Annotated in this window: 20 protein-coding genes; 13 read left to right on the top strand and 7 right to left on the bottom strand. The window is 46.4% G+C overall.

The window, feature by feature from the left end:
- The first annotated feature begins 6 nt into the window (after positions 1 to 6).
- The 11 genes from paaC (at position 7) to paaY (ending at position 10250) form a co-directional block, all read left to right on the top strand.
- Positions 7 to 765, top strand: coding sequence for a 1,2-phenylacetyl-CoA epoxidase subunit PaaC (paaC, locus tag JK188_RS02555; protein WP_211887112.1), 759 nt, complete (start codon positions 7 to 9; stop codon positions 763 to 765).
- A 5-nt stretch (positions 766 to 770) separates the two neighbouring features.
- The gene (gene paaD, locus JK188_RS02550) at positions 771 to 1271 is read left to right on the top strand and encodes a 1,2-phenylacetyl-CoA epoxidase subunit PaaD (RefSeq protein WP_211887110.1); all 501 of its coding nucleotides are present in this window, start codon (positions 771 to 773) and stop codon (positions 1269 to 1271) included.
- Between the two features lie 10 nt (positions 1272 to 1281).
- The gene (gene paaE / locus JK188_RS02545) at positions 1282 to 2337 is read left to right on the top strand and encodes a 1,2-phenylacetyl-CoA epoxidase subunit PaaE (protein WP_211887108.1); all 1056 of its coding nucleotides are present in this window, start codon (positions 1282 to 1284) and stop codon (positions 2335 to 2337) included.
- 9 nt (positions 2338 to 2346) lie between these two features.
- Positions 2347 to 3120, top strand: a complete 774-nt coding sequence (paaF, locus tag JK188_RS02540) for a 2,3-dehydroadipyl-CoA hydratase PaaF (protein ID WP_211887106.1) — start codon at positions 2347 to 2349, stop codon at positions 3118 to 3120.
- A gap of 2 nt (positions 3121 to 3122) precedes the next feature.
- The gene (gene paaG, locus JK188_RS02535) at positions 3123 to 3932 is read left to right on the top strand and encodes a 2-(1,2-epoxy-1,2-dihydrophenyl)acetyl-CoA isomerase PaaG (RefSeq protein ID WP_211887104.1); all 810 of its coding nucleotides are present in this window, start codon (positions 3123 to 3125) and stop codon (positions 3930 to 3932) included.
- 2 nt (positions 3933 to 3934) lie between these two features.
- Positions 3935 to 5503, top strand: a complete 1569-nt coding sequence (locus JK188_RS02530; RefSeq protein WP_211887102.1) for a 3-hydroxyacyl-CoA dehydrogenase — start codon at positions 3935 to 3937, stop codon at positions 5501 to 5503.
- Positions 5500 to 5958, top strand: a complete 459-nt coding sequence (gene paaI, locus JK188_RS02525; RefSeq protein WP_249215490.1) for a hydroxyphenylacetyl-CoA thioesterase PaaI — start codon at positions 5500 to 5502, stop codon at positions 5956 to 5958. Before JK188_RS02530 ends, paaI begins: the two co-directional genes overlap by 4 nt.
- Positions 5955 to 7157 (top strand): 3-oxoadipyl-CoA thiolase, encoded by a 1203-nt coding sequence (gene pcaF, locus JK188_RS02520; RefSeq protein WP_036948369.1) that lies wholly within the window; start codon positions 5955 to 5957, stop codon positions 7155 to 7157. Before paaI ends, pcaF begins: the two co-directional genes overlap by 4 nt.
- Before the next feature lie 68 nt (positions 7158 to 7225).
- Positions 7226 to 8539 (top strand): phenylacetate--CoA ligase PaaK, encoded by a 1314-nt coding sequence (gene paaK, locus JK188_RS02515; RefSeq protein ID WP_211887100.1) that lies wholly within the window; start codon positions 7226 to 7228, stop codon positions 8537 to 8539.
- Positions 8540 to 8692: 153 nt separating this feature from the next.
- Complete coding sequence (gene paaX / locus JK188_RS02510) at positions 8693 to 9634, top strand: phenylacetic acid degradation operon negative regulatory protein PaaX (protein WP_036983814.1); 942 nt, start codon at positions 8693 to 8695, stop codon at positions 9632 to 9634.
- 22 nt (positions 9635 to 9656) lie between these two features.
- On the top strand, positions 9657 to 10250 hold the full coding sequence (gene paaY / locus JK188_RS02505; RefSeq protein WP_211887098.1) for a phenylacetic acid degradation protein PaaY: 594 nt from the start codon (positions 9657 to 9659) through the stop codon (positions 10248 to 10250).
- A 97-nt stretch (positions 10251 to 10347) separates the two neighbouring features.
- Here the strand turns inward: paaY and JK188_RS02500 are convergent, their stop codons facing one another.
- The gene (locus JK188_RS02500) at positions 10348 to 11877 is read right to left on the bottom strand and encodes a DHA2 family efflux MFS transporter permease subunit (RefSeq protein ID WP_036949968.1); all 1530 of its coding nucleotides are present in this window, start codon (positions 11875 to 11877) and stop codon (positions 10348 to 10350) included.
- A gap of 4 nt (positions 11878 to 11881) precedes the next feature.
- Entirely contained in the window at positions 11882 to 13054 is a 1173-nt protein-coding gene (gene emrA / locus JK188_RS02495) for a multidrug efflux MFS transporter periplasmic adaptor subunit EmrA (RefSeq protein WP_132496857.1), read from the bottom strand.
- A 476-nt stretch (positions 13055 to 13530) separates the two neighbouring features.
- Here emrA and JK188_RS02490 point away from each other — a divergent pair, with 476 nt between their 5' ends.
- Together JK188_RS02490 and JK188_RS02485 are read left to right on the top strand one after the other, a co-directional pair.
- Entirely contained in the window at positions 13531 to 15582 is a 2052-nt protein-coding gene (locus JK188_RS02490) for a TonB-dependent receptor domain-containing protein (RefSeq protein WP_211887096.1), read from the top strand.
- Positions 15583 to 15597: 15 nt separating this feature from the next.
- A complete protein-coding gene (locus tag JK188_RS02485; RefSeq protein ID WP_211887094.1) occupies positions 15598 to 16533 on the top strand; it encodes an alpha/beta hydrolase in 936 nt (311 codons plus the stop codon).
- Between the two features lie 64 nt (positions 16534 to 16597).
- Here the strand turns inward: JK188_RS02485 and JK188_RS02480 are convergent, their stop codons facing one another.
- The 5 genes from JK188_RS02480 to sctE are packed head-to-tail and all read right to left on the bottom strand — an operon-like array spanning position 16598 to position 23192.
- Complete coding sequence (locus JK188_RS02480) at positions 16598 to 16858, bottom strand: acyl carrier protein (protein ID WP_187128592.1); 261 nt, start codon at positions 16856 to 16858, stop codon at positions 16598 to 16600.
- A 9-nt stretch (positions 16859 to 16867) separates the two neighbouring features.
- The gene (locus tag JK188_RS02475; protein WP_211887092.1) at positions 16868 to 18553 is read right to left on the bottom strand and encodes a hypothetical protein; all 1686 of its coding nucleotides are present in this window, start codon (positions 18551 to 18553) and stop codon (positions 16868 to 16870) included.
- A gap of 53 nt (positions 18554 to 18606) precedes the next feature.
- Positions 18607 to 19716, bottom strand: a complete 1110-nt coding sequence (locus JK188_RS02470) for a hypothetical protein (RefSeq protein ID WP_211887090.1) — start codon at positions 19714 to 19716, stop codon at positions 18607 to 18609.
- A 5-nt stretch (positions 19717 to 19721) separates the two neighbouring features.
- Positions 19722 to 21029 carry an IpaC/SipC family type III secretion system effector gene (locus JK188_RS02465; RefSeq protein WP_211887088.1) on the bottom strand — a complete coding sequence of 436 codons (1308 nt, stop codon included), beginning with the start codon at positions 21027 to 21029 and terminating at the stop codon, positions 19722 to 19724.
- Between the two features lie 18 nt (positions 21030 to 21047).
- Entirely contained in the window at positions 21048 to 23192 is a 2145-nt protein-coding gene (gene sctE / locus JK188_RS02460; RefSeq protein ID WP_211887086.1) for a type III secretion system translocon subunit SctE, read from the bottom strand.
- Positions 23193 to 23197: the final 5 nt, after the last annotated feature.

The following is a 23197-nucleotide window of genomic DNA, read 5'->3' as shown; positions in this document are numbered from 1 at the left end:
CTTGAAATGACCGAAAAACAGCAGCTCCAACATTATGTGTTACGTCTCGGAGACACCCCACTGATTCTGGCACAGCGCCTATGTGAGTGGTGTGGTCATGCTCCAGAAATCGAAATCGACCTTGCGCTGTCGAACATCGGCTTAGATTTACTGGGACAAGCGCGCAATTTCCTCAGCTATGCCGCTGAACTGAAAGGCGCGGGTTACAACGAAGATAAGCTGGCTTACCTGCGTGATGAGCGTGAATTCAGCAATTTGTTGCTTGTTGAGCAACCCAATGATGGCTTCAACGATACCCTCGTGCGCCAGTTTTTTATCGATGCCTACCATGTGCCGCTTTACAGCGCACTGACCCATAGCCGCGACCCGCAGCTCGCCGCCATTGCCGCAAAATCCCTTAAAGAAGCCCTATACCACCTGCGTTTTAGCCGTGGCTGGATGATTCGATTAGGGGATGGCACCGCACTGAGCCAGCAGAAATTGCAGCAATCTATCAACCGATTATGGCGCTTTACGGGCGAATTGTTCCATGCGGATGAAATTGAAATTACGTTAAGCGAGGCGGGTATTGCCGTTGATCCGCGCACACTGCGCAATGCTTGGCTACAAACTGTGAACGAAATCTTTGAAGAAGCCACTCTCAGCCTACCTGAGCAAGCTGCTTATCGATTAGGTGGCAAACAAGGCAGCCACACTGAGCACCTCGGTTTAATTCTCACGCAGCTGCAATTTGTGCAACGCGCTTACCCCAACAGCCAGTGGTGATAGTGATGGAACAGAGAATGCAACTTCAATCCCCCGATATTCATCAGATCTGGCAGCAGCTTCAGCAGATCCCTGACCCTGAATTGCCGGCTCTGTCTATTACTGATCTTGGTATGGTGCGCCATGTGAAGCCGACCGAACAAGGCTGGCAAATTGGGTTTACCCCAACCTATTCAGGCTGCCCTGCCACCGAATTTTTAATCAATGAAATCAAAATGGTTCTCGATAGCGCGGGTTTCTCACCTGTGGATGTAGAAGTGGTATTAACCCCCGCATGGACGACGGACTGGATGAACCAAGATGCCAAACGGCGCTTACGTGAATTTGGTATTGCCCCCCCACAAGGCACCGCCTGTGAGCATCCTGAACATACGGGGGCAATTTGTTGCCCTCGTTGTGACAGCGAAAAGACGGAAAAAATTAGCGAGTTTGGCTCTACCGCCTGCAAAGCGCTGTATCGCTGCAATGAATGCTTAGAACCGTTTGATTACTTTAAATGTATTTAAGGGCACACTCATGACTGTCTTTCACCGTTTAAGTATTGCCGCTATTGACCGTGACACGCCCGATGCCGTGGCGGTCACTTTTCATATTCCTGAATCTCTGCAAGCGCAGTATCGTTACCGCCCAGGTCAACATTTGACGCTAAAAGCCGCGATTAATGGCGAAAATCTTCGTCGCTGCTACTCCATTTGTAGCGCCCCCGATGAAAACGGGCTAAAAATTGGCGTTAAGGCTATCTACGAAGGGCGATTTTCTAACTTTATCAACCAACAGCTGAATGTTGGGGATAGCTTAGAAGTGATGATCCCCCAAGGGCAATTTGGCTACCAGCCCGATAGCCAGCAACAAGGGCGCTATTTAGCCGTGGCGGCAGGTTCGGGTATTACCCCGCTGTTATCCATCATCAAAACTACGTTGCAAACCGAGCCAAATAGCCGCTTTGTGCTGATTTACGGTAATCGCAATAGCCGCTCAGTGATGTTCAAAGAAGCCATTGCTGACTTAAAAAACCGCTTTGCCACCCGTTTTCAAGTGCTGTATCTGTTTAGCCAAGAGCCGCAAGAAAGCGCGTTACTTAGTGGGCGTATTGATGCGCAACAACTTAGTGCCTTAGGGAAATCCCTGCTCAATTTTAGCCAATTCGACCGCGCTTTCATTTGTGGTCCAGAGTCCATGATGGATGAGGTTCAAGAAACCTTAATTCATCACGGTATGGCGCAAGAGCGTGTTCACACTGAGCGCTTTAATACCTCTGGCGCGAAATTCAAACCGACCCTTGCCACCAGCGAAAACCGTCAAGTCACCCTTCAATTAGATGGGCGCACCTTAAATATCAATATGGATGGGCAAGATGACAGCATCCTCGATGCCGCACTGCGCCAAGGAGCAGACCTGCCTTACGCCTGCAAAGGCGGCGTATGCGCCACCTGCAAATGCAAACTGCGCTCAGGGGAAGTGGAAATGGGGGTGAACTACAGCCTCGAACCTGACCAAATCGCCGCCGGTTATATCCTCAGCTGCCAAGCATGGCCAAAAGGGGATGGCGTGGTATTGGACTTTGATGTGTAGGGATGAGCAATGGAAAATAATTGGATTTTATCTCAACAACATCATCGCGTTCTGACGCTGACGCTTAATCGCCCCGATGTGCGCAACGCGCTGAGCACACCGTGCCTTGAATTACTGGTTAAGCATCTTGAACATGCGCAAACCGACGACAATATCGGCGCTATCGTCATCACCGGCAACCCGCGTTTCTTTGCCGCAGGGGCTGATCTTAAAGAGCTTCAGCAGCAAACCGTTGCCAGCGCTATCACCGATAAACGTCCGCAAGTTTGGCGCCGCTTTGCGCAAATCAGCAAACCGATTATTTGTGCCGCCAATGGCTACGCGTTAGGGGCTGGGTTCGAGTTACTGCTCGTCAGCGACATCATTATTGCGGGGGAATCCGCCCGCTTTGGTCTACCGGAAATTACCCTTGGAATGATCCCCGGTGCGGGCGGTACTCAGCGCCTAATTCGCGCAGTGGGCAAATCCCTTGCCATGCAGATGGTACTCACCGGAGAAACCCTCAGTGCTGAGCAAGCCAAACAAGCCGGATTAGTCAGTGAAGTGTGCGTGGACGCACTCACCCTTGAACGCGCTCAAGCCATCGCCAAACGCATTGCAGGACATGCGCCTTTAGCCGTGAATGCCGCCAAAGCTGCGCTAGTAAGCGCCCAAGAAACTCACCTGACCGAAGGCTTAAAACTGGAGCGCCAGTATTTTGCCAGCCTTGCGGGTACGGACGATCGCCAAGAGGGGATCGCCGCCTTTTTCGAAAAACGATCCCCCCAATTTACAGGACGCTAATCATGATAAATGACACCGTGATCACCGAAGAGATGATCCTTACAACGCTGGAAGATGGGGTGCTCACGATTACCTTAAACCGCCCTGACCGTCTAAATAGCTTTAACGATGAGATGCATCGCCAGCTAAGCGCGGCCATTAAAATCGCCGAACGAGACGAAACCGTCCGTTGCTTAGTGATCACCGGCGCGGGTCGTGGATTCTGTGCGGGGCAAGATCTGAACGATCGTAATGTCGCTGTCGGATCCGAAGCCCCTGATCTGGGCTTTTCCGTCGAAACTTACTACAACCCGCTGATCCGCCGTTTAGTCGCATTACCAAAACCGATTATTTGTGCCGTGAACGGCGTTGCCGCAGGCGCGGGGGCGGCGATTGCCCTTGCGGGAGATATTGTCATCGCCGCGAAAAGTGCCAGTTTTATTCAATCATTTTGCCGCCTCGGGCTGGTGCCTGATTCCGGTGGAAGCTGGTTTTTACCGCAATTAGTCGGTCGTGCCCGTGCTATGGGCATGGCGATGCTAGGGGATAAAATTAGCGCAGAGCAAGCATTGCAGTGGGGCATGATTTGGCAAGTCACGGAAAATAACCAACTCGCCACCACCGTCAACAACCTCGCGAAGCACCTTGCAACTCAACCGACCTATGGGTTGGGGCTGATCAAAAAAGCGATTCACAGTGCCGCCACCAATACCCTTGATGAGCAGCTCAATTTAGAGCGAGATTTACAGCGCTTAGGCGGGCGCAGCCATGATTACCGTGAAGGCGTCGATGCTTTTTTAAATAAACGTGAGCCGACGTTTCAAGGGAAATAACCATGAAGACTTCACTAAGCTCATCAATACAAAATGTCGCAGTGATTGGCGCAGGCACTATGGGCATTGGGATTGCGCAAGTCGCTGCGAGTGCGGGTCTACAAGTGCACATTTTTGACGTGAACGCCCCAGTGTTGCAGCAATCTTTAGCGGCACTCACCACCCGTTTACGCAAACGGGTTGAACAAGGCAAAGCCGACGCCAAAAGCACGGAAGAAACTCTTGCTCGCCTCCATGTTGCCGACAGCCTTGCCGCCCTTGCTGACGCCGATTTAGTGATTGAAGCCGTCGCAGAGAAACTTGCCATTAAGCAGGCTATTTTCAGTGAACTTGAAGACATTTGCCGCGAAAATACTATTTTTTCCAGCAACACCTCGTCATTATCTATCACGGCGATTGCCAGCGTACTCAAGCACCCTGAACGTCTGGCTGGATTGCACTTTTTTAACCCTGCCCCCGTGATGAAGTTGGTAGAAGTGATCCGCGGGCTCGAAACCGCGGAAAACGTGATTGAAACCCTAAAAGCCCTGACACTGTCATTCAATAAAATTCCGGTGATTTGCCACTCCACGCCAGGCTTTATTGTTAATCGTGTAGCAAGACCTTTTTATGCAGAAGCCTTACGCGCATTAGAAGAGCAAGTGGGCAACCCCGCCACATTAGACAGTGTCATGCGTGATGCTGGAGGCTTTTCCATGGGTCCTTTGCAGCTCACCGATTTAATCGGGCATGATGTTAATTACGCCGTGACAGAATCCATGTTCCAAGCATTTGGCTATGACCCGCGTTTCCAAACCGCCTTTGCGCAATTGGCATTAGTACAAGCAGGGCACCTAGGACGTAAATCAGGTCGCGGATTTTATGATTACACCGCCGATAATCATGATGATCATAATAAATCCGCATCTCGGGTCGATATTGCGCCTGCCGTGACACAGCCTCGCCAGCTCGACATCAAAGCCTATGGAAATTGGCAAATATTTCCTGAACTTAAGCAACTCTTACAGCAAAACGGGATCTGCCTCGAAGAAGTTGAACAAAAAACGCGCCCGTCACCCTCACTGGTTGTTAACGGAGTTATTATTATGTTAACAAATGGTGAAATGACATCCACCCTTGCGCAAAAACTTGATAAGCCCGTAGTGCAATTTGATTTATCCGCCAACTACGTTGCGGCAACCACTATCGCTATCAGTTGCGCAGTACAAAATAGCCACCAGCAAAACCAAGATGCGATTGCCTTTTTTCAGTCCCTCGGTAAGCAAGTGATTGTGCTGCCGGACTACCCTGCGCTGTTAACCCTACGCACCGTTGCCATGTTGTGTAATGAGGCTTTGGATGTTGTGAATAAGGGTGTCGCAAGCGCCCAAGATACTGATCTGGCGATGCGTTTCGGCGTGAATTACCCAAAAGGGCCATTAGCATGGGGCGCGCAAATCGGTTGGTCGCATATTTTGCATACCCTTGAACATTTAACTGATTTCTATGGGGACACGCGTTATCGCCCCAACCCATTACTCCGCCAGCTTGCCGCCGGTTTTCAGTCACTCTCATTGGAGGCATTGCCATGAATTCACTGCCCAACATTAATTCACTGCCCAACGTCACCCTCGCTCAGCAAGCGGCACATGCTATGTACCGCGATGACACTTGCGCCAAAGCCATGGGAATGGTGATTGAAGATGTGGCCGAAGGCTATGCGCAACTCACCATGGTGGTTACGCCCAACATGTTGAACGGGCACAAAACTTGCCACGGCGGGCAGTTGTTTAGTCTGGCAGATACCGCGTTTGCCTATGCCTGCAACAGCCAAGGTTATGCCGCCGTCGCCTCTATGTGCTCTATCGATTTTTTGCGCCCCGGTTTTGAAGGGGATGTACTGACTGCCACCGCAAAAATGCAGCACCAAGGTAAGCGCAGCGGGCTGTATGAAGTAGAGATCATCAACCAAGATGGCAAGCCACTGGCGCTGTTTCAAGGCCGTTCCCACCGTTTAGGTCACCGTTTAGTTGGAGAAGCCTCATGAATGACGCCTATATTTGCGATGGTATTCGCACCCCGATTGGTCGCTATGGCGGCGCATTATCCTCACTGCGTCCCGATGACCTTTCTGCCGTCACTCTTAAAGCATTGATGGCACGTAACCCACAACTGGACTGGACCCTGACCGATGACATTATCCTCGGTTGCGCCAACCAAGCGGGGGAAGATAACCGCAATGTCGCGCGAATGGCGGGGCTACTGTCTGGCTTACCAATTTCAGTTTCCGGCACCACCATCAATCGCCTGTGTGGCTCTGGCTTAGATGCCATAGCTCTTGCCGCTCGCAGTATCAAAGCAGGGGAATCGGGATTGATGATTGCCGGTGGTGTAGAATCCATGAGCCGCGCGCCGTTCGTGATGGGAAAACAAGATTCTGCCTTTTCTCGCCAAGCGCAAATTTTTGATACCACTATTGGCTGGCGGTTTATCAACCCATTAATGGAGCAGCAATTCTCCACCGACTCCATGCCAGAAACCGCGGAAAACGTGGCGCACACCTACAATATCAGCCGCGAAGACCAAGATGCCTTTGCCCTGCGCAGCCAACAGCGCACCGAAGCGGCTCGCCTTAAAGGTATCTTTGCCGAAGAGATTGTTCCCGTCACCGTGACATTGCGCAAAGCACAGAAGCAAGTCACTGAAGATGAGCACCCACGCCCTGAAACCACACACGAACAGCTGCAAAAACTAAAAACACCGTTTCGTGAAAATGGCAGCGTCACCGCAGGCAATGCTTCTGGAGTCAATGATGGCGCCGCAGCCTTGATTATCGCCTCCGAAGCGGTTGCCAAGCAGCAAGGATTAACCCCACGAGCGCGAGTGATTGCCACTGCCACCTGTGGCGTCGAACCGCGTTTAATGGGTATCGGCCCTCTGCCTGCCACTCAAAAAGTGTTGAAAATGGCAGGGCTGACTATCGAACAAATGGATGTGATTGAACTTAACGAAGCCTTTGCCGCTCAAGCACTGGCTGTATTACGGGGCTTAGGTCTGCCAGATGACGCCCCACAGGTTAACCCCAATGGTGGGGCTATCTCCTTAGGGCATCCGCTGGGTATGAGCGGGTCTCGCTTGGTGATTTCCGCCATGAATGAACTGCACCGCAAGCAAGGTCGCTACGGGTTATGCACCATGTGCATCGGTGTGGGTCAAGGTATTGCAATGATTATTGAACGCGTCTGAATAACAAAACTGCCTGACTCCCCTACACCTGTTCAGGCAAGTATCAATAATAATAAGGATTGGCAATTATGAGCATGACACAACACGATAATATCGACCCGATCGAGTTTGCTTCCCGCGATGAGATCGAGGCGTTGCAGTTCTCACGAATGAAGTGGACACTTACTCACGCATACGAAAATGTGCCAATGTACCGCAAAAAATTCGATGCCGCGGGCGTACACCCTGACGATTTTAAACAGCTTAGCGACATCGAAAAATTTCCCTATACCACTAAGCAAGATTTACGTGAAAATTACCCATTCGACACCTTTGCTGTGCCAATGGAACAAATTACCCGCATTCACGCCTCTTCCGGTACCACAGGGCGTCCGACGGTTGTCGGTTATACCCAACAAGATATTGATAACTGGGCGGATTTAATCGCTCGTAGCCTGCGCTCTGCGGGTGCCACTCGCGGGGATAAAGTCCACGTTGCTTACGGTTACGGGCTATTTACTGGCGGACTCGGGGCGCACTATGGTGCTGAGCGCCTTGGCGCGGCAGTTATTCCTATGTCCGGCGGGCAAACCGAGAAACAAGCGCAGCTAATTGTCGATTTTAAACCCGATATCATCATGGTAACGCCATCTTACTGCCTTAGTATTATCGACGAACTTGAGAAAATCATGGGCGGAGACGCTAGTAAGTGCTCACTAAGAATTGGTGTCTTTGGTGCAGAACCGTGGACAGAATCCCTCAGAGCTGAAATTGAAACTCGCTTGGGGATCAAAGCCTTAGATATTTATGGCTTATCTGAAGTGATGGGACCTGGCGTTGCCATGGAGTGCGCAGACTCCGGCGAAAGCGGTCCAACTATCTGGGAAGACCACTTTTACCCTGAAATTATCTGCCCAAATAGCCTAAAAACCCTCGGTCATGGGGAGCATGGTGAGTTAGTGTTCACTACCCTTACAAAAGAAGCCATGCCAGTGATCCGCTACCGAACCCGCGACCTTACTCACCTAAAATCTGGTGGAAATCGCCAGATGCGCAGTATCGGAAAAATCACGGGGCGCTCCGATGATATGATGATTATCCGTGGCGTGAACGTTTTCCCGTCTCAAATTGAAGAGCAAATTATGCAATTCAAAGAGTTATCTCCACACTACCAGTTGGAAATCGGTCGCCAAGGCAATATGGATAACCTCTCCGTTCGTGTTGAGCTCAAACACCCTGAGCAACTCACATTCGATGAGCGCTGTAATATCTGCCACAACCTCAAACACCGTATTAAATCCATGGTAGGGATCAGCACCCGCGTGAGCATCGTCAACTGTGGGGATATCCCCCGTTCACAAGGTAAAGCTCAACGAGTGATTGATACACGAATTGCCATTTAATCTCCGAGAATGAGGTGTATTCATAATGAATACGCCTCTCGGCAGGTTTCCTCACGGTGCTCACACTCTTTGGTATGAAAACAAGACAACCTTCTGGTTTTTGTCTAAGATTTGCCAAGTACCTGATACATAAATTTTAGGGATAAAAGCATAATGGAAACCAAACTCAGCCAATTTATACACTACGCCATCGAGAGCCAACCTATCAGCGGAACATCGCTTATCAGCTCCCTATATGGGGATGCCCTGCACCACCGCGGGGGCGAGGTTTGGCTAGGTAGCCTGACCAAATTGCTTGAGCCAATGGGTTTTTCCGACCGCTTTGTGCGTACTTCCGTATTTCGTCTACAAAAAGAAAACTGGCTGGATGTCGAAAAAATAGGACGCCGTAGCTATTACCGTATTTCAGAGCGTGGGCAAAATCGCTTTCGTCGAGCGGAAAGCAAGATTTACCTCAGCGAACAACCTGAATGGGATGGAACATGGGATTTATTGCTGCTGGAAAGCGCAGATAAAGATGAAAAGATTCGCCTTAAAAAAGAGTTTGGTTGGCTCGGGTTTGGGCAATTTAATAGCGGCTTGATGGCAGCGCCAAGCCGGACACAAAGCGACATTCCCGCCTTACTGGGGGAGTTAAACGCGGCTGATCAAGTCATTTACTTCCGTGCCGATTATCCCTTCAACCGCTCCGAGAAAAAATTAAAAGAGTTAGTGTTTGATGCCTGGTCTCTCCCTGAAATTTCAGAGCATTATCATCAATTTATCAGCTTATTCCGCCCAGTCGCATTATTACTGAAAGAGCATGGAGAACAGGCGATTTCCCCTGAATTATGCTTCCAGCTACGCCTATTACTGATCCATTTTTATCGCCGCGTGATATTAAAAGACCCGTTGCTGCCCGATGAGCTGCTTCCAGCACAGTGGGAAGGGCATATTGCGCGCCATTTGTGCACCAATATTTACCAGCGTATCGACCAAGGTGCCACCCAGTACGTCACTGGCTTGTGTGAAACCACCGTTGGGGAACTTCCACAACCCTCCAGCGCCTATTATCGACGTTTTGGCGGTATTCTTCGGGAGCTAGCAGCCGCATAATCATTATGCTAAAGGAACCTTTATGCCATTTTATCAAATTGACGGTATTACCCCTGTAGTCAGCCCTGAAAGTTTTGTTCACCCTACCGCCGTGATCATTGGCGATGTCGTGATTGGAAAACGTGTTTATATTGGACCTAACGCCAGTTTACGTGGGGACTTTGGGCGACTGATTATTAAAGATGGGGCGAATGTGCAGGATAACTGCGTGATGCACGGTTTTCCGCAATTCGATACTATCATTGAAGAAGATGGACATATCGGTCATGGGGCTATTTTGCATGGCTGCCATATTAAACGTAATGCACTGATAGGCATGAACAGCGTGGTGATGGATGGCGCGGTAGTGGGCGAAAATTCTATTGTTGGCGCCTGTGCATTTATCAAAGCGGATGCACAATTCCCCGATAACAGTTTGATTGTTGGAACACCCGCTAAAGTACTGCGTAGCCTGTCAGAACAAGAAATTGAATGGAAAAGCAAGGGAACACTGGATTACCAAACCTTAGTGACCCGCTGCCTCAATACGTTCCAAGAAGTGACGCCGCTGACGGAGGAAGAGCCTAACCGCCCGAAACTGGTCTTTGACGATGTTGTTCCAAAGTCCAGACTGTAAAAAACCATTCTGTAAAAACTACTGTGTAAAAACCTGCCATAAAAAAGCGCGTGCCAATCACTCACGCGCCCTTATTTCCATCAATGACTCGCCGTATTTATGATTTATTAGCTTTGCTGCCAAACGGCGGCTTCGCAAACCACACCGTCACAATCAACGCGATAAACACCCAGCCACATAACCAGAAAATCTCATTCGCCGCGATAATCAGCCCTTGGCTAGTGATCTGCTGAGCAATAAAGCCGGAGGTTTGCTCCGTGGTCATGCCATGCGCCGCCATCCCTTGGTACATATCGAGGGATTCTGGGTTGTAATCCGTAATAAATTCAGTGAGCTGGCTATGATGCACTGCCTCCCTATCACTCCACAGTGTGGTGGTGATCGATGTCCCAATTGAGCCCGCCAACGTACGGAAAAAGTTCGCCAAGCTGGAAGCTGAGGCTAATTTTTCAGGAGGCAGCCCCGACAGCGTCAAGGTGGTCAACGGCATAAAGAAACAGGCTACCGCCATCCCCTGCACCAACTGCGGCCAGACAACGGCATCGAACCCCATGGATGGCTCAAAAGTATAAGCGCGCCAGAAGAAGCAAATGGCATAAAACACGAAGCTAAAGGTGACTATCCAGCGAATATCTAAAAAGTCAGAGAGTTTTGCGACAGGTGCTGAGAACAAGACTGGCAAAAGACCGATTGGCGCGAGTGCTAACCCCGCCCATGTTGCGGTATAGCCGTACACTTCTTGCAGTAACTGCGGCAACAGTACGATCGCCCCAAAATATGCCATATACGCCAAACTGACCGAAATCGTCCCGATGGTAAAATTGCGGGATTTAAACAGTGATAATTCGACAATTGGGTTTTTGGAGGTCAGTTCCCAAATAACCATAAACACCAGCGCAATCGTGGAAATCACGGCAAGAATCACAATCTCATTGGACGCTAACCAACCGAGCTCTTTCCCTTTATCCAGCAATACCTGCAAGCAGCCAACACCGACAGATAACAACGCTAAACCGATCACATTGAATGGCACTTTAACCACTGTCGATTCCATTCCCTTGAGGATGATCGAGCCAACAATGATCACGAAGATCCCAAGAGGGATATTCATAAAGAAGATCCAGCTCCAATGGAAGTTATCGCTAATATAGCCGCCAAAAATAGGTCCAAAAACAGGGGCTAAAATAATGGTCATCGACCAAAATGCCAATGCCATATTCTGCATTTTAGGCGGATAACACCGCATGATGAGACTTTGCGAGAGCGGAATAACAGGCCCAGCAACCGCCCCTTGTAGCACACGGAATAAAATCAACATGCCAAGGCTATCGGAAAATCCACACAGTAATGAAAACAGCGTAAACAGTGCCGTTGCCCACAGGAAGACTCTTATTTCCCCAAACCGTTTGGCTAGAAAACCGGAAATCGCGATAGAGATGGCGTTCGATACCCCAAACGAGGTGATCACCCACGTCCCTTGAGAGACAGACACCCCAAGATTTCCCGCAATTGTCGGGATAGCCACGTTAGCAATCGTGGAGTCCAACACCTGCATAAATGTTGCCAGAGACAGGGCGATAGTCGCCCAGACGAGTTTAGCCCCTTTTAGCGGTTGAATATCAGCCATGGGACTAATCCGCGTTATCGCTGATAATGGTGTCGATCACCTGATCCACATCGTTTAACTTCAGCACCAAAACATCACTTTCAAACGCAGGGGTAGTTCGTTGAACTTCTGACAACACGGGGCCATTTTGGTCTTTAATATCGATGGTCACATTCATGGATAAACCGATGCGCAGCGGGTATTTCGCCACTTGCTCAGGGTCTAACTCCACACGAACGGGTAGGCGCTGCACCACTTTGATCCAGTTCCCCGTGGCATTTTGCGCAGGTAGCAATGAGAACGCACTTCCCGTCCCCATATCCAGCCCTACCACGGTGCCTTTGTAACTTACATTGCTACCATAAAAGTCACTGTTAATCGTGACTGGCTGACCGATACGCACATTTTCAAGTTGCGTCTCTTTAAAGTTAGCATCGACCCAAACAGGCTGAACCGGCACAATCGCCATTAACGAGCTTTGTGGGCTGACTTGGGAACCCACTTGCACATTACGGCGAGAAACATACCCCGTCATCGGGCTTTTGATTTCTGTCCGCTGTAGATTGATCCACGCACTGCGCACGCTATCGGCCGCTTGTTGCACCGCTGGCTGGTTTTTCAGTGCCGTATTACGCAACAATGCGCGGTTGGCGTTATATTGTTGAATCGAAATATCCAGCGCTGCTTGCGCCAGTTGCACCGCTTCTTGAGAGTGCTGTAAATCCTCTTTTGAAATCGTCCCACTGCGACCTAATGCGGCACGGCGCTGATAATCTTTTTGCGCTTGTGCAAGTGAAACGCGATTTTGTTGGATTTGGGCTTGGTACTGATCTCCATTGATATACAACTCTTTAGTTTTGCGCACCGTAGATGCTAAATCATGTTTGGCCTGTTCATAAGCCAGTTGCGCATTGGTTTTATCTAATACCACCAGCACATCACCTGCTTTCACCAAGTCGGTATTCTCAAAGTTCACTTGAGTGACATTTCCAGTGGTTTGCGCAACGATAGGGATCTGCAAACCCGACACATAGGCATCATCGGTATATTCTTGAAAACGCAGAACCAAAAACCAATACACGCCATAGGCGACAAACAACAAAACAAAAATAACCGTGGCGATGATCATCCACAGTGTTCTTTTATTTTCTTGTTTCGTTTTTTGATGCTCTTCAATTGAATTTGTCGGTTGTTCCATAATAACTCTCAAGGGAAATAGGCTTTATTTTAGCAATAAAGCTATCTTTACGAACTCATCGTGATAATGCAATAGCCAACTGTTTTATATTAACTAAATATCCATTTTAATTTTTATTTTCTGTTTTAAATCAATATTCAACCTTGTTTTTAAATTAGAAAATTTAAATACAATCAAAAAAAGATGAGATTATTTAAAAATAATAAAAAATATTCTAAATAAGATAACTGTGAATAGTTAAATAATAGTTGGCGTTTATTTCTTTCATTCCCAAATAGTCACTCTCTCGTTTTTCAGCCTATTTCCTACCTTTTGTACGGTTTTTTACTCGCTCTCGTTCCCTCGCACAAAATGTTAACCGTGATCAAACTTTGCCCAAAAAATAGCTCGCTAATTATTTATTTCCTATCGGTATCGGTGCTAATATTCGCAAACATTATGATTATCATTATCATTTCGTTTCGCTAGGGAAAAACATGAAAACGCACTATCACTACTCTTTAATCGCTGCAGGTGTTTGCGCAGCGTTGGCTTCATTTAGCGCCACAGCAGAAGAAAATTCAGACAAAATGATCGTTACGGCATCGGGTTATTCCCAGCAATTACGCGATGCTCCTGCCAGTGTTACCGTTATTACCGCCGAGCAGCTACAAAACAAACCTGTGCGCGACTTAGCCGATGCAGTCAAAGATGTTGAAGGTGTCAGCGTCGTCGGAAGCGCCAATAAACAAGATATTAATATTCGCGGGTTATCCGGCGAATACACCCTGATTTTGGTGGATGGTCGTCGTCAAAATAGCCGTGAATCTCGCCCAAATGGTAGCGGCGGCTTTGAAGCGGGCTTTATGCCGCCTGTTGAAGCTATCGAGCGTATCGAGGTGATCCGTGGTCCTATGTCCTCCCTGTATGGCTCTGATGCTATGGGCGGCGTCATTAACATTATCACCAAAAAAGTGACCAATGAATGGCATGGTAGTGTCACTACGGGCGCAATTATTCAAGAAAATAGCGAAAGCGGCGATTCCATGGACGGTAACTTCTACCTGTCTGGTCCGCTGATCAAAGATAAACTTGGTTTACAACTGTACGGTGGCGGGGATTACCGTAAAGAAGACAAAATTCCAGATGGCCATGATAAAAGGGACAATAAAAGCCTGACCGCGAAATTAACCTTCACGCCGATGGAAAATCAAACCTTCTTATTTGAAGCGGGTAGAACCACCCAAGAACGCTATGCGGAACCGGGTAAATCACTGGCGGAATACTCCATGTTCAATGGTGTAAAACGTGATAATACCAAGTCTGAAACTCACAATAACCGTAACCATATGGCGCTGACCTACAAAGGCGATTGGGATGTTATCCAAACGGAAGTGAGTGTTTATCAAGAACAAACCAAACGTAAGACTAAAGCCGAAACCAAAGACGCAAAAACGGGGCTATATAATTACGCTTATGAAGCGCGCGTACCAGAAATTACTAACACGGTAGTGGATGGTAAAGTCACCGCCTTCTTGCCGGATAATATCTTAACGGCGGGGACTCAGTACCAACATGCCAAACTGAAAGATACCTCCGCAACTGGTGCGAAAACCACGGAAAATGTCTCGTTAACCGCAGATCAATACGCGCTGTTCTTAGAAGATGAATTTACTGCCACTGAAAACCTGATTTTAACCGGTGGCATTCGTTTAGATCACCACGAATTCTATGGCGACCACTGGAACCCACGTGGCTACGCGATTTATCATTTAACCGATGAAATCACCATCAAAGGTGGGGTATCGCAAGCATTCCGTGCACCAACCCTGCGTGAAATTAGCCCTAACTACAAAACCTCGACAGAAAAAGGTAAAGGGATCATTTACGGTAATGACAACCTGAAACCTGAAAAAAGCTTTAACCAAGAAATTGGTATCGCCTATGACCATGAATCTGGCTTCAACGCGAGCCTGATGTTCTTTAATACTGACTTTAAAAATAAGCTCACCAGCTACTACACCGGTGATAAAGACCCTGTGACAGGCTTAAACCTGTATACCTACGACAACGTCGGTGAAGCTAACATTAAAGGGGTAGAAATCGCAGTGGGTATTCCATTTGCCGAAGATTGGAACCTTAGCCTGAACTACACTTACACCGATTCAGAACGTAAAAGTAATGATGAAAAACTGACCAGCGGCGAATCCCTCAAAGGCTACCCATTGGATAAAACGCCGAAACACTTAGCGAATGCAAAGTTAGATTGGCAATATAGCCCTGACCTCAACTTATACACCCGAGCGCATTATGAAGGTGAGCAAGTGTGGGCAGCTCAACGTAACGGTTCTTCCGTTCCACGTTACCGTAAAGGCTATACCACTATGGATGTGGGCGCGACTTATCAACTGCTGAAAAATACCAAGCTGAATTTCGCGGTGTTAAATATTGCCAACGAAAAAGGCTCTAAGATTGACGCTGAGAATGGCGGTAACTGGGATGTTGAAGATGGTCGCCGTTACTGGGCGAATGTCAACGTGACATTCTAATCCCTGATTGCGGGTATGATGCTTATCGCTGATTACCCGCTGATCCTTTTTAGTTCGATGGCAATCCCAATGATAAAAAAACGGTTTATAGCGAGCCTATTGATGTGTATCGCAAGTATGTGTATCGCAAGCAATACTTGGGCGCGTCCCAACCCGAATATTCCTGAATTCGATGCGCGTGTGGCGGACGTATATACGGTGCAGCATCATGACATGCGCAATGGTCAGCGCGAGCTGCGTATCTACAGCGCCGTTCCACAGCATATTTCAGGAAAACGTCCAGTGCTGTTTATGTTAGACGGGAACGGCCTGTACCCGCTCGCGGTCAATCAGGCTGCGCAGCAATTTTCCCCTGAAAAATTACCGATTATTATTGGTATCGGCTATCCCAGCCCTGAGGCATTCCCCAAGAAAGAACGCACATACGACTACACACCGAAAGTTGCTGGCGACGCATTCCAACACGGTGGTGGTTCGGAATCTCTGTACCAGTTTCTCACCTTCACCATTCGCCCATGGGCTGAGCAGCAGTTCCCGATAGATATCCAGCGTGAAACCTTATTTGGGCACTCATTTGGTGGCTTATTCACCCTGATGGCGTACCAAGACCACCCTGCGGATTTCCAGCATTTTGTCGCGGCAAGCCCGTCATTATGGTGGGGGGAAGGGAAAATGGTGAATTTAGATAAGTTAACGCGCCCATCGAAAGCATCGCCGCTGGATATCACCCTCGGGGAGTTAGAAGAGACGCCGGATTTAAGCCGTTTAACCGATGAGCAGAAGCAAAATTATCAAACGCGCAAAAGTTGGATTTCCCCCCGTGAAGTGTGTGAAGCCATAAACAGCCCTCAACGGGTGTGTGATTTCACCTTATTTGCGGGCAAAACTCATGGTAGCGTCATTCCTGATGCCATCAAGAAAGCGTTGGAAATTGCCACATCCGAGCCATAAAAAACTCGGTCTCCTGCCCAAAGCACGAAACCGAGTTGTTATTGATGAAAACTGACAAGACAACTTAACTGTCTATGGTGGCGCTAACGAGGTAATCCACAATATCTTGTAAGCGTCGCCACTTCATCCACACCTCATCCTTTAATGGCTGTTCGGTATATTCCTCTATCGCCGCAATCAATTCCAACAGCTCTAAAGAATCGATATGCACATCGGCAATCAGCTCTGCATCCATGGAATAGGTTTTGTTGATACCTGAATACTCACGAATTTGCTGAAGATGGCGTTCTAGCCATTGCTGCGCAATATCTTGTTGTGTGGTCATGTCATTACCTTATGGAAAACGTTTGGCGTTATCGTTATACCGCTCGACTTCCGCTTGGTTTGCTCTTAACGCACCACGCTCCGTACCCGTGAAAAGCTCATCGGCTTTCGCGATAGAATCTGCAAACATTTGCTCCGCAGGTACCACTTGTGGCGCCGTTCGCAACCCTTGATAAATTTCTTTATCTGCTTGGCTACGGTTTAGTCCTCCTACTGTCGTTACGACGGGTTTAACTTCACTTTCCGATGCATTACTCGATTTCCAGCCAGATTCAGTTCGAATATAGCGATTCTGGAAACCTGTATTTTTTGGCAATAGCCATTGAATATCCGCAATATGTTTTCGAGGTTGCTCAACTTGCTTGGTGGTTTCTAACTCAATGACTGACTGAGTTTCTTGTTCAATTACTGGAGTAGCTTCTTTCTTAACTGTTTTCTCACTCACTGGCGGCTTACTTTCTAAAAATGGTTTTTCGGCAACTTGCGGTTGATATTGGTTAATGTTCGGGATTTCAAGTGTGGTTTTCACACGTCCCGATGTTTGAACAACAGGTACAGCTAATTCTATATTCAAGACAGATTTAAATGATGTCGGTAATAATGGCTTTTCATTTTCTTCATCATTGGACTGAATAGAATTGATGCTCGTCGTTTCATAAGGAGAGGTATAATAATTATTTGTTGTATTATACGTAGTATAAGTATTATACATATTTTCATTATGGCTAGTGCTGCTAGGCAATAATGGTGTTGACGGTGTTAAAGGCGTTGATGGAGAGGCTCTGAAATGAGGTCTTCCAGCGTCAACATCATCCCCCACAAAATTTTGTGGATTTGATGCAGATCCTTGATGTGTCGATTCACTTGTATTATTCATATCTTTAGCTGAACGAATGTGCTCAATTTTGCTTTCTAATTCTAAAAATACGTTATGTAACTGAAGCGCTTTATCCGCAAAAGATGTTTCTCCATGCTGCTGATACTCTTGAATATAGCCTTCTATTTTCAGCTGGCTTTGATGTTCTAGCGTGCTCACGAGGCTATCATTCACATTACAGCTATCAACATCGGCTCTATCAAAAACTTCCGCTAACTTATCTTTAATTGCAGGGTTCACATACTTCTCAACAAAACGGTCAGAAATAGTTTTCCATTTGTTATCACCAAGGCTTTTAAATACAGATTCCATCTTTTTATCAAAAGCACGTTCTTCATTATTTAAAGTACGCTTAAGTTTCGAATGTTTATTCCCTTGCGTATTGAGTGATTTAATTAAATCTGCCGCAGACTTCAACAACTCGGGCTCACGATTAATTTCATCCTGCGTTAATAAACTTAAAAGAATTAAACTATTCTCTGGGCGATAATTAATCTCTTGTTGAATCAAATTACCACTTGCACCCGCACAGAGTGCCGATGAAATCATGTCCTCTGATATTTTTGGAAATGTTTTGCTTAGCATTTGATGAATAACCGCAGCTTGTTTACTATGATTAGCTCGGTGTAATTCATTACGATCTCCGACAGCCGAAACCTGATTATTCGTTTCCGAATGCACAGGAAAATTAATTTGACTCCCTGTTGAGTTAACAGCCGTAATTTGTGTGCTAATAGCATTATTGCCTGCTAAAAATGTTGCAGGTAACACTGTTTGCGCTGGGCGTCCAACGCCAGTAGTTAAGTTTATATTAGGCATAAAAACTCCTCATAATTGCTTATGATTAAAATTAAAAATATAGATAACTTAAATTACATATTGATCAGGCTATTATTATTTTGATTTAAGTCTTTAATTAATTGAATTAATAACTGAACTAGTGTTTCAAAATGACTATTATCTTGACGAAAAGTCTCTAATAAACGAGAAACACTGCTGTTAACCGAATTCTTTTGTGCATCAAGAGCAGTTTGTAAGCTTTGAAATGACTGAGACATCATATCACCACCATCCCAATCAACTGGAGATCCTTTAATACTTGAGTAAATTTCTCTGATTGGTTTGAAATCGGGATAAATAAGTATTTCATTTCCGCTTTTTTTAACAACAAACCCTTGCCCTGATAATTTTTTTTCCCAAAAACTAAACTCTACATCCACATTTGATCTAGCTTGAATTGTATATAAAGGAGGGGTTTTCATACCATATTCACTGGAATCTAAAGTTCTAAGGTACTCCCTCATTATATTTTTATCGTTGGTATTTGCATCCGTTTCATTTTTCTTACCCAGGTCTTGACCCCACATTTCACAATATTCAGTTAATAATTCTGCTTCCGTATATGAAGAGGAAGAGTAAAAACTTTCATAATCAGAATATGAAATCCCTGAATATTTTGACATTGCTGAATCAAAAGCTATCAGAAAATCTTTGGGTTTAAATTTTATTTTCCCATCTTTCCCTGCACTGACATGCTCACTCATTTTACCTAACTGCGTATTCACTTCTTGCATATATTCTGTCGAAGCTTTAACGATTTCACCGTAGGTTTTTTGATAATCCCCGTGGATTTCTCCAATTAAGTCTTGTGTTGCCGCAATATGACTACGACCATCTGCAACAGGTTGGGAAATCCGCTGGTACTTATCAGATGAATGTTTCATCGCCATCATCATGGAGCGATATTGATCTTTGACTTTATCAAGGTTGCCCGAAACCGCACTCTCACGAAATTGAGTTTCAATCACTTCAGAACCCAATTGTGCGGCAAGTTGAAGACCTTGTTGGTAGGCATCTAAAGAAGGGTCTAGTACTAACCCTTCCCCCATAACAAGGGAAGAGTCCTGAGCATCTAGATGCTTGGCCGCTGATCCATTGACTGGTGTCTGCGGGTTTAAATGTCTTTGTGTGATGATTTCCATCGTACTTAACCTCTCACCACGCTTTGGAAGGTACGTAATTGACCTTCACGGATCTCGCGCAGGTGCTCATTCATCTGTTTAACCAAATCCATGCTTTTATCAATTTGCTTATCTTTATCCGCAGAGACGCTACGTGCTACATCCGCAACAGATTGCTGCATCATTTTATTCGCTTCTTCCCCTTTGACATTAACCTGATTCGCTGATGTTGCCATTTGCCCTGCGTTGTCAGATAAGCGCCCACCTTGCTCAGCAATCCCCATCTTCGTGCGAGTTTTGTTCATGATACGCTCATGTTCATCGCGCTCAGACAGACCCAGCTTATTGGTACGTTGCGCGGCTTCTGCGCCACGCTGGTTAGCCAGTGCTTGCTGTGCTGGTGTTGCTTGGTCAACTAATTCCACACTCACACCCTCTTTATTTTTCAGTGTCAGTGAACTGTTTTTTGAAGACGAAGACAGTGAATTTGCATTCAGTTCATTTAAACGATCCGCTGCTGAACCATTTTGGTTAGCTTTAACCAAATTGTTTTTAATCGATTGATTCTGTTGATGGAGAGATTTCGCTTGGAAAGCTGCGCCAGCTGTACTAATTGCCAAGGCAGTAAAGAACCCCGTCAATGCACCTGTGAACATCTCTTTACCTTCTTTGATGGTCGATTCCGCTGCCGCTTCCACCATTTTCGCGTTGAGCATTAAAAATTCGGCACTAATTCTACGATCCGAAATGTTCAGCTCTTTAACCACTTTACGAACCAGCTTAATCATGATATCGCTGCTAATAATGCCAACAAATTGCTGAGCTTTTGCACCTTCTAATGATTTGGTGGATTTTTTATCCGACTCAATCACGTCCAAATTTTTCGGTGCCCCATCGAAGAAACTACTGCCAATCATCACTTGAATGGCAAGCGCAATTTGCTTGTAATCGGTTTCATCTAGCTGCTGGTTATTGGCCAATACCTGATTAAGCACTTTGCTTTCCGCTGCAAAAACTTTTTCTACTGCTTGTTGCGTTTGCTCTGGCGTGACGCGAATAAAGCCGTATACATCATTCAATAACGCATTCTTCTCTACTCCACTTAGCTCAGATAATGCCTCTTGTATTTGTGTTGCTGCCATCATTGATGCAGGTACAGATAATGTAGGTCTATCGATGGCACTATCAGAGAAATCACCAGAAATATCATTCAACTGAATATTTTGGCGCGCATTATTTATTGTAGAAGACTGTGTTTTAGGCATAAGTGAAAACCCAATGCCATTTTGTTGGATCTGTGCAGGTAAATTTAATGATTGAGCGATAGTTGTCATATAAAAATTCTCCAAAGTTTAAGCGAAGCGAGCCGTTTTCAGCATATCGACTTTATTGTTATTTGATTGGTGAAGAGTGGTCATCATGCCGCTGAACATTTCCTCAAATTGCTCATGGCTTTTAGACATAGATTTGATTAATGAATTAATGAGCTCAGTCAGCATTTGGATGCTTTCATTATTGAGCATCATGCCTGCGAGCATCTCTTTCATATCACGCATCTGAGCTGCGGCTTCTAGACGTAACCCGCCTGAAGTTGCCGCATTAGCAACAGAAAGACCTGCGCCGGTTCCTTTCATACCCACTTCCAAACGCGCCATATTGACGCTTTGCGTTTTTCCTGAAGAAGAGACTTTTTCTACTGTTTTACCAATATCTTTTACGTCATCGAGCTTATCAGCGGCTTTCGCAAGTTTTGTTGTATCACTCACTTTCACCATTTGCCCACCAAGGGAAACATAGTCCGAAGATTGATCCGTCGCCTTGGCAAAGTTTTGAACATCATCGAATTTATCGGCTAGCTTGGTGAATTTTGTCAGTTTCACCATTTCATCCGTATTATCTGCAACGGCCTGCCCCATTTTGGTACTTTTCGTTGCCATATTGCCCAGTGCATTCGTAAAACTTTTCGGCATCGCTTTCACAGCACTTTTCAATAAAGTCCCCACATTCTTCGCCAACATCTTGGTGACGTTGGTTACTGTATTGGCAATGTTTTTAACGAATGAAGACATAGAAAGTAGTGAGATTGCCAAGAATGCTACTGCGGCCAGAACCATTCCCACGATGCTGCCAATTTTTTTGGCTTCCTCTTCTGGCACACCAAAAGTGATCAGCATATCCGTGACGACACTGGAAATTTCCGTCGCCAACATTTGCATCAAGCTCCCTTGTCCGGTCTCTTCCAAGACAATATCCGCGACAGACATCGCAATACCAATCGCAGCAACTGCCAACGTTAAAGGCGCGGCTGCACCAAACGTAGCAACCGTGGCAATCACAGAAACTGCGAGCATCACATAACTGAAAATCTTACTGGCGCAAGATGCCGCTTTATTGGCGTCTGCCGCTTTACGTTCTGCTTCGGCAGCTTCTTTGGCTTTTTTATCAGAGTCTTTACGAGAGGCTTCATTGATTTTCATCATCACCTCTTCTTGCTCTTTCATGTTGCGAATTGAATCTTCATTCATCGCTTTTTTCAATTGAGCCGTCAGCATGGTTAACAGCGCAATGGTGTTTTCCCATTTTTCACCATCAACATTCGTTTGCAGTGGTGCAGTCTCTATAAATCGATTTAATTTTTGACGATCTTTATCCGCAATTGCCGCTAGCTTTGTGGAATCGCTCAGCAATGAATCTAATGATGAATTTAGCTGGTCAATCTCATTTTTGAGTACGCTGAGCTCGCTATCGAAGGCTGTAATGTTTGAATTTAACGTTTTTTGCTGTTGGGTAACTTGCTCAATTTCACTCGAAAGTTGCGCAATGTTCGCTTCCAACATCACCTCTCGCTGATACACTTCTTCGGTATAAGGTTTCGGGAGTGAATCTAATTGGGCTAATGCTGTTTGGTTTTCGGCTAACTTGGTGCTTAGCTTGGTCAGCTTTTGCTCATTACTTGTGAATAAAGACTCATTTTTCGAGCGCTGGTTAATGAGATCGTTAGATTTAAGATTCAGCGGCTTTAACTGAGCCTTTTTTTCAGCAATTTTGTCATGAGTATCTTTCAGCTGGTCAGTGGAACCAGCAAATGAGTCCAATAACTCCGCACCTTTTTGGCGTAGTGCAGCCGACTCAATATTTAATAACTGCAATCGGTTATTTAACTCACCAATATTGCCTTCATGCAATAACTGGCGGATGGTTGAGAATGTTTCAATCAGTACCGCATTGGCATTGAATCCTTTAGCTTGCTGAGCTTCTGGTGACATTTTCATTGCCGACATTTTAGGCTTTACTAGCTTTGGAAGATGCTCTGAACGCTGACGTTTCATTTGCTCTGAAGACATCAGTTCACCACATGCCTCTTCTAAGGCTAATACCGCTTTTGCGCTCGCCTCACCTAGCCCCAAAGGGTTATTCCCTTGCAAGAAAGTGTGAATATTATTAATTCGATCATTACCTGAAGCGTGACTTACGCCTGGCATGGTGACTTGACTCATGGTGT

Origin of the sequence: Providencia sp. JGM181, assembly GCF_018257375.1 — a bacterium.
In the GTDB taxonomy this organism is placed as follows: domain Bacteria; phylum Pseudomonadota; class Gammaproteobacteria; order Enterobacterales; family Enterobacteriaceae; genus Providencia; species Providencia lanzhouensis.
This window is presented reverse-complemented; position numbering and strand designations above follow the sequence as displayed.

Coding starts and splice junctions, on each gene's coding strand:
- JK188_RS02485 (WP_211887094.1), top strand. CDS start 15,598: ATGATGCTTATCGCTGATTACCCGCTGATCCTTTTTAGTTCGATGGCA.
- paaY (WP_211887098.1), top strand. CDS start 9,657: ATGCCATTTTATCAAATTGACGGTATTACCCCTGTAGTCAGCCCTGAA.
- emrA (WP_132496857.1), bottom strand. CDS start 13,054: ATGGAACAACCGACAAATTCAATTGAAGAGCATCAAAAAACGAAACAA.
- paaC (WP_211887112.1), top strand. CDS start 7: ATGACCGAAAAACAGCAGCTCCAACATTATGTGTTACGTCTCGGAGAC.
- JK188_RS02490 (WP_211887096.1), top strand. CDS start 13,531: ATGAAAACGCACTATCACTACTCTTTAATCGCTGCAGGTGTTTGCGCA.
- JK188_RS02530 (WP_211887102.1), top strand. CDS start 3,935: ATGAAGACTTCACTAAGCTCATCAATACAAAATGTCGCAGTGATTGGC.
- paaD (WP_211887110.1), top strand. CDS start 771: ATGGAACAGAGAATGCAACTTCAATCCCCCGATATTCATCAGATCTGG.
- sctE (WP_211887086.1), bottom strand. CDS start 23,192: ATGAGTCAAGTCACCATGCCAGGCGTAAGTCACGCTTCAGGTAATGAT.
- paaK (WP_211887100.1), top strand. CDS start 7,226: ATGAGCATGACACAACACGATAATATCGACCCGATCGAGTTTGCTTCC.
- JK188_RS02500 (WP_036949968.1), bottom strand. CDS start 11,877: ATGGCTGATATTCAACCGCTAAAAGGGGCTAAACTCGTCTGGGCGACT.
- paaI (WP_249215490.1), top strand. CDS start 5,500: ATGAATTCACTGCCCAACATTAATTCACTGCCCAACGTCACCCTCGCT.
- paaE (WP_211887108.1), top strand. CDS start 1,282: ATGACTGTCTTTCACCGTTTAAGTATTGCCGCTATTGACCGTGACACG.
- JK188_RS02465 (WP_211887088.1), bottom strand. CDS start 21,029: ATGACAACTATCGCTCAATCATTAAATTTACCTGCACAGATCCAACAA.
- JK188_RS02480 (WP_187128592.1), bottom strand. CDS start 16,858: ATGACCACACAACAAGATATTGCGCAGCAATGGCTAGAACGCCATCTT.
- JK188_RS02470 (WP_211887090.1), bottom strand. CDS start 19,716: ATGGAAATCATCACACAAAGACATTTAAACCCGCAGACACCAGTCAAT.
- paaG (WP_211887104.1), top strand. CDS start 3,123: ATGATAAATGACACCGTGATCACCGAAGAGATGATCCTTACAACGCTG.
- pcaF (WP_036948369.1), top strand. CDS start 5,955: ATGAATGACGCCTATATTTGCGATGGTATTCGCACCCCGATTGGTCGC.
- paaF (WP_211887106.1), top strand. CDS start 2,347: ATGGAAAATAATTGGATTTTATCTCAACAACATCATCGCGTTCTGACG.
- paaX (WP_036983814.1), top strand. CDS start 8,693: ATGGAAACCAAACTCAGCCAATTTATACACTACGCCATCGAGAGCCAA.
- JK188_RS02475 (WP_211887092.1), bottom strand. CDS start 18,553: ATGCCTAATATAAACTTAACTACTGGCGTTGGACGCCCAGCGCAAACA.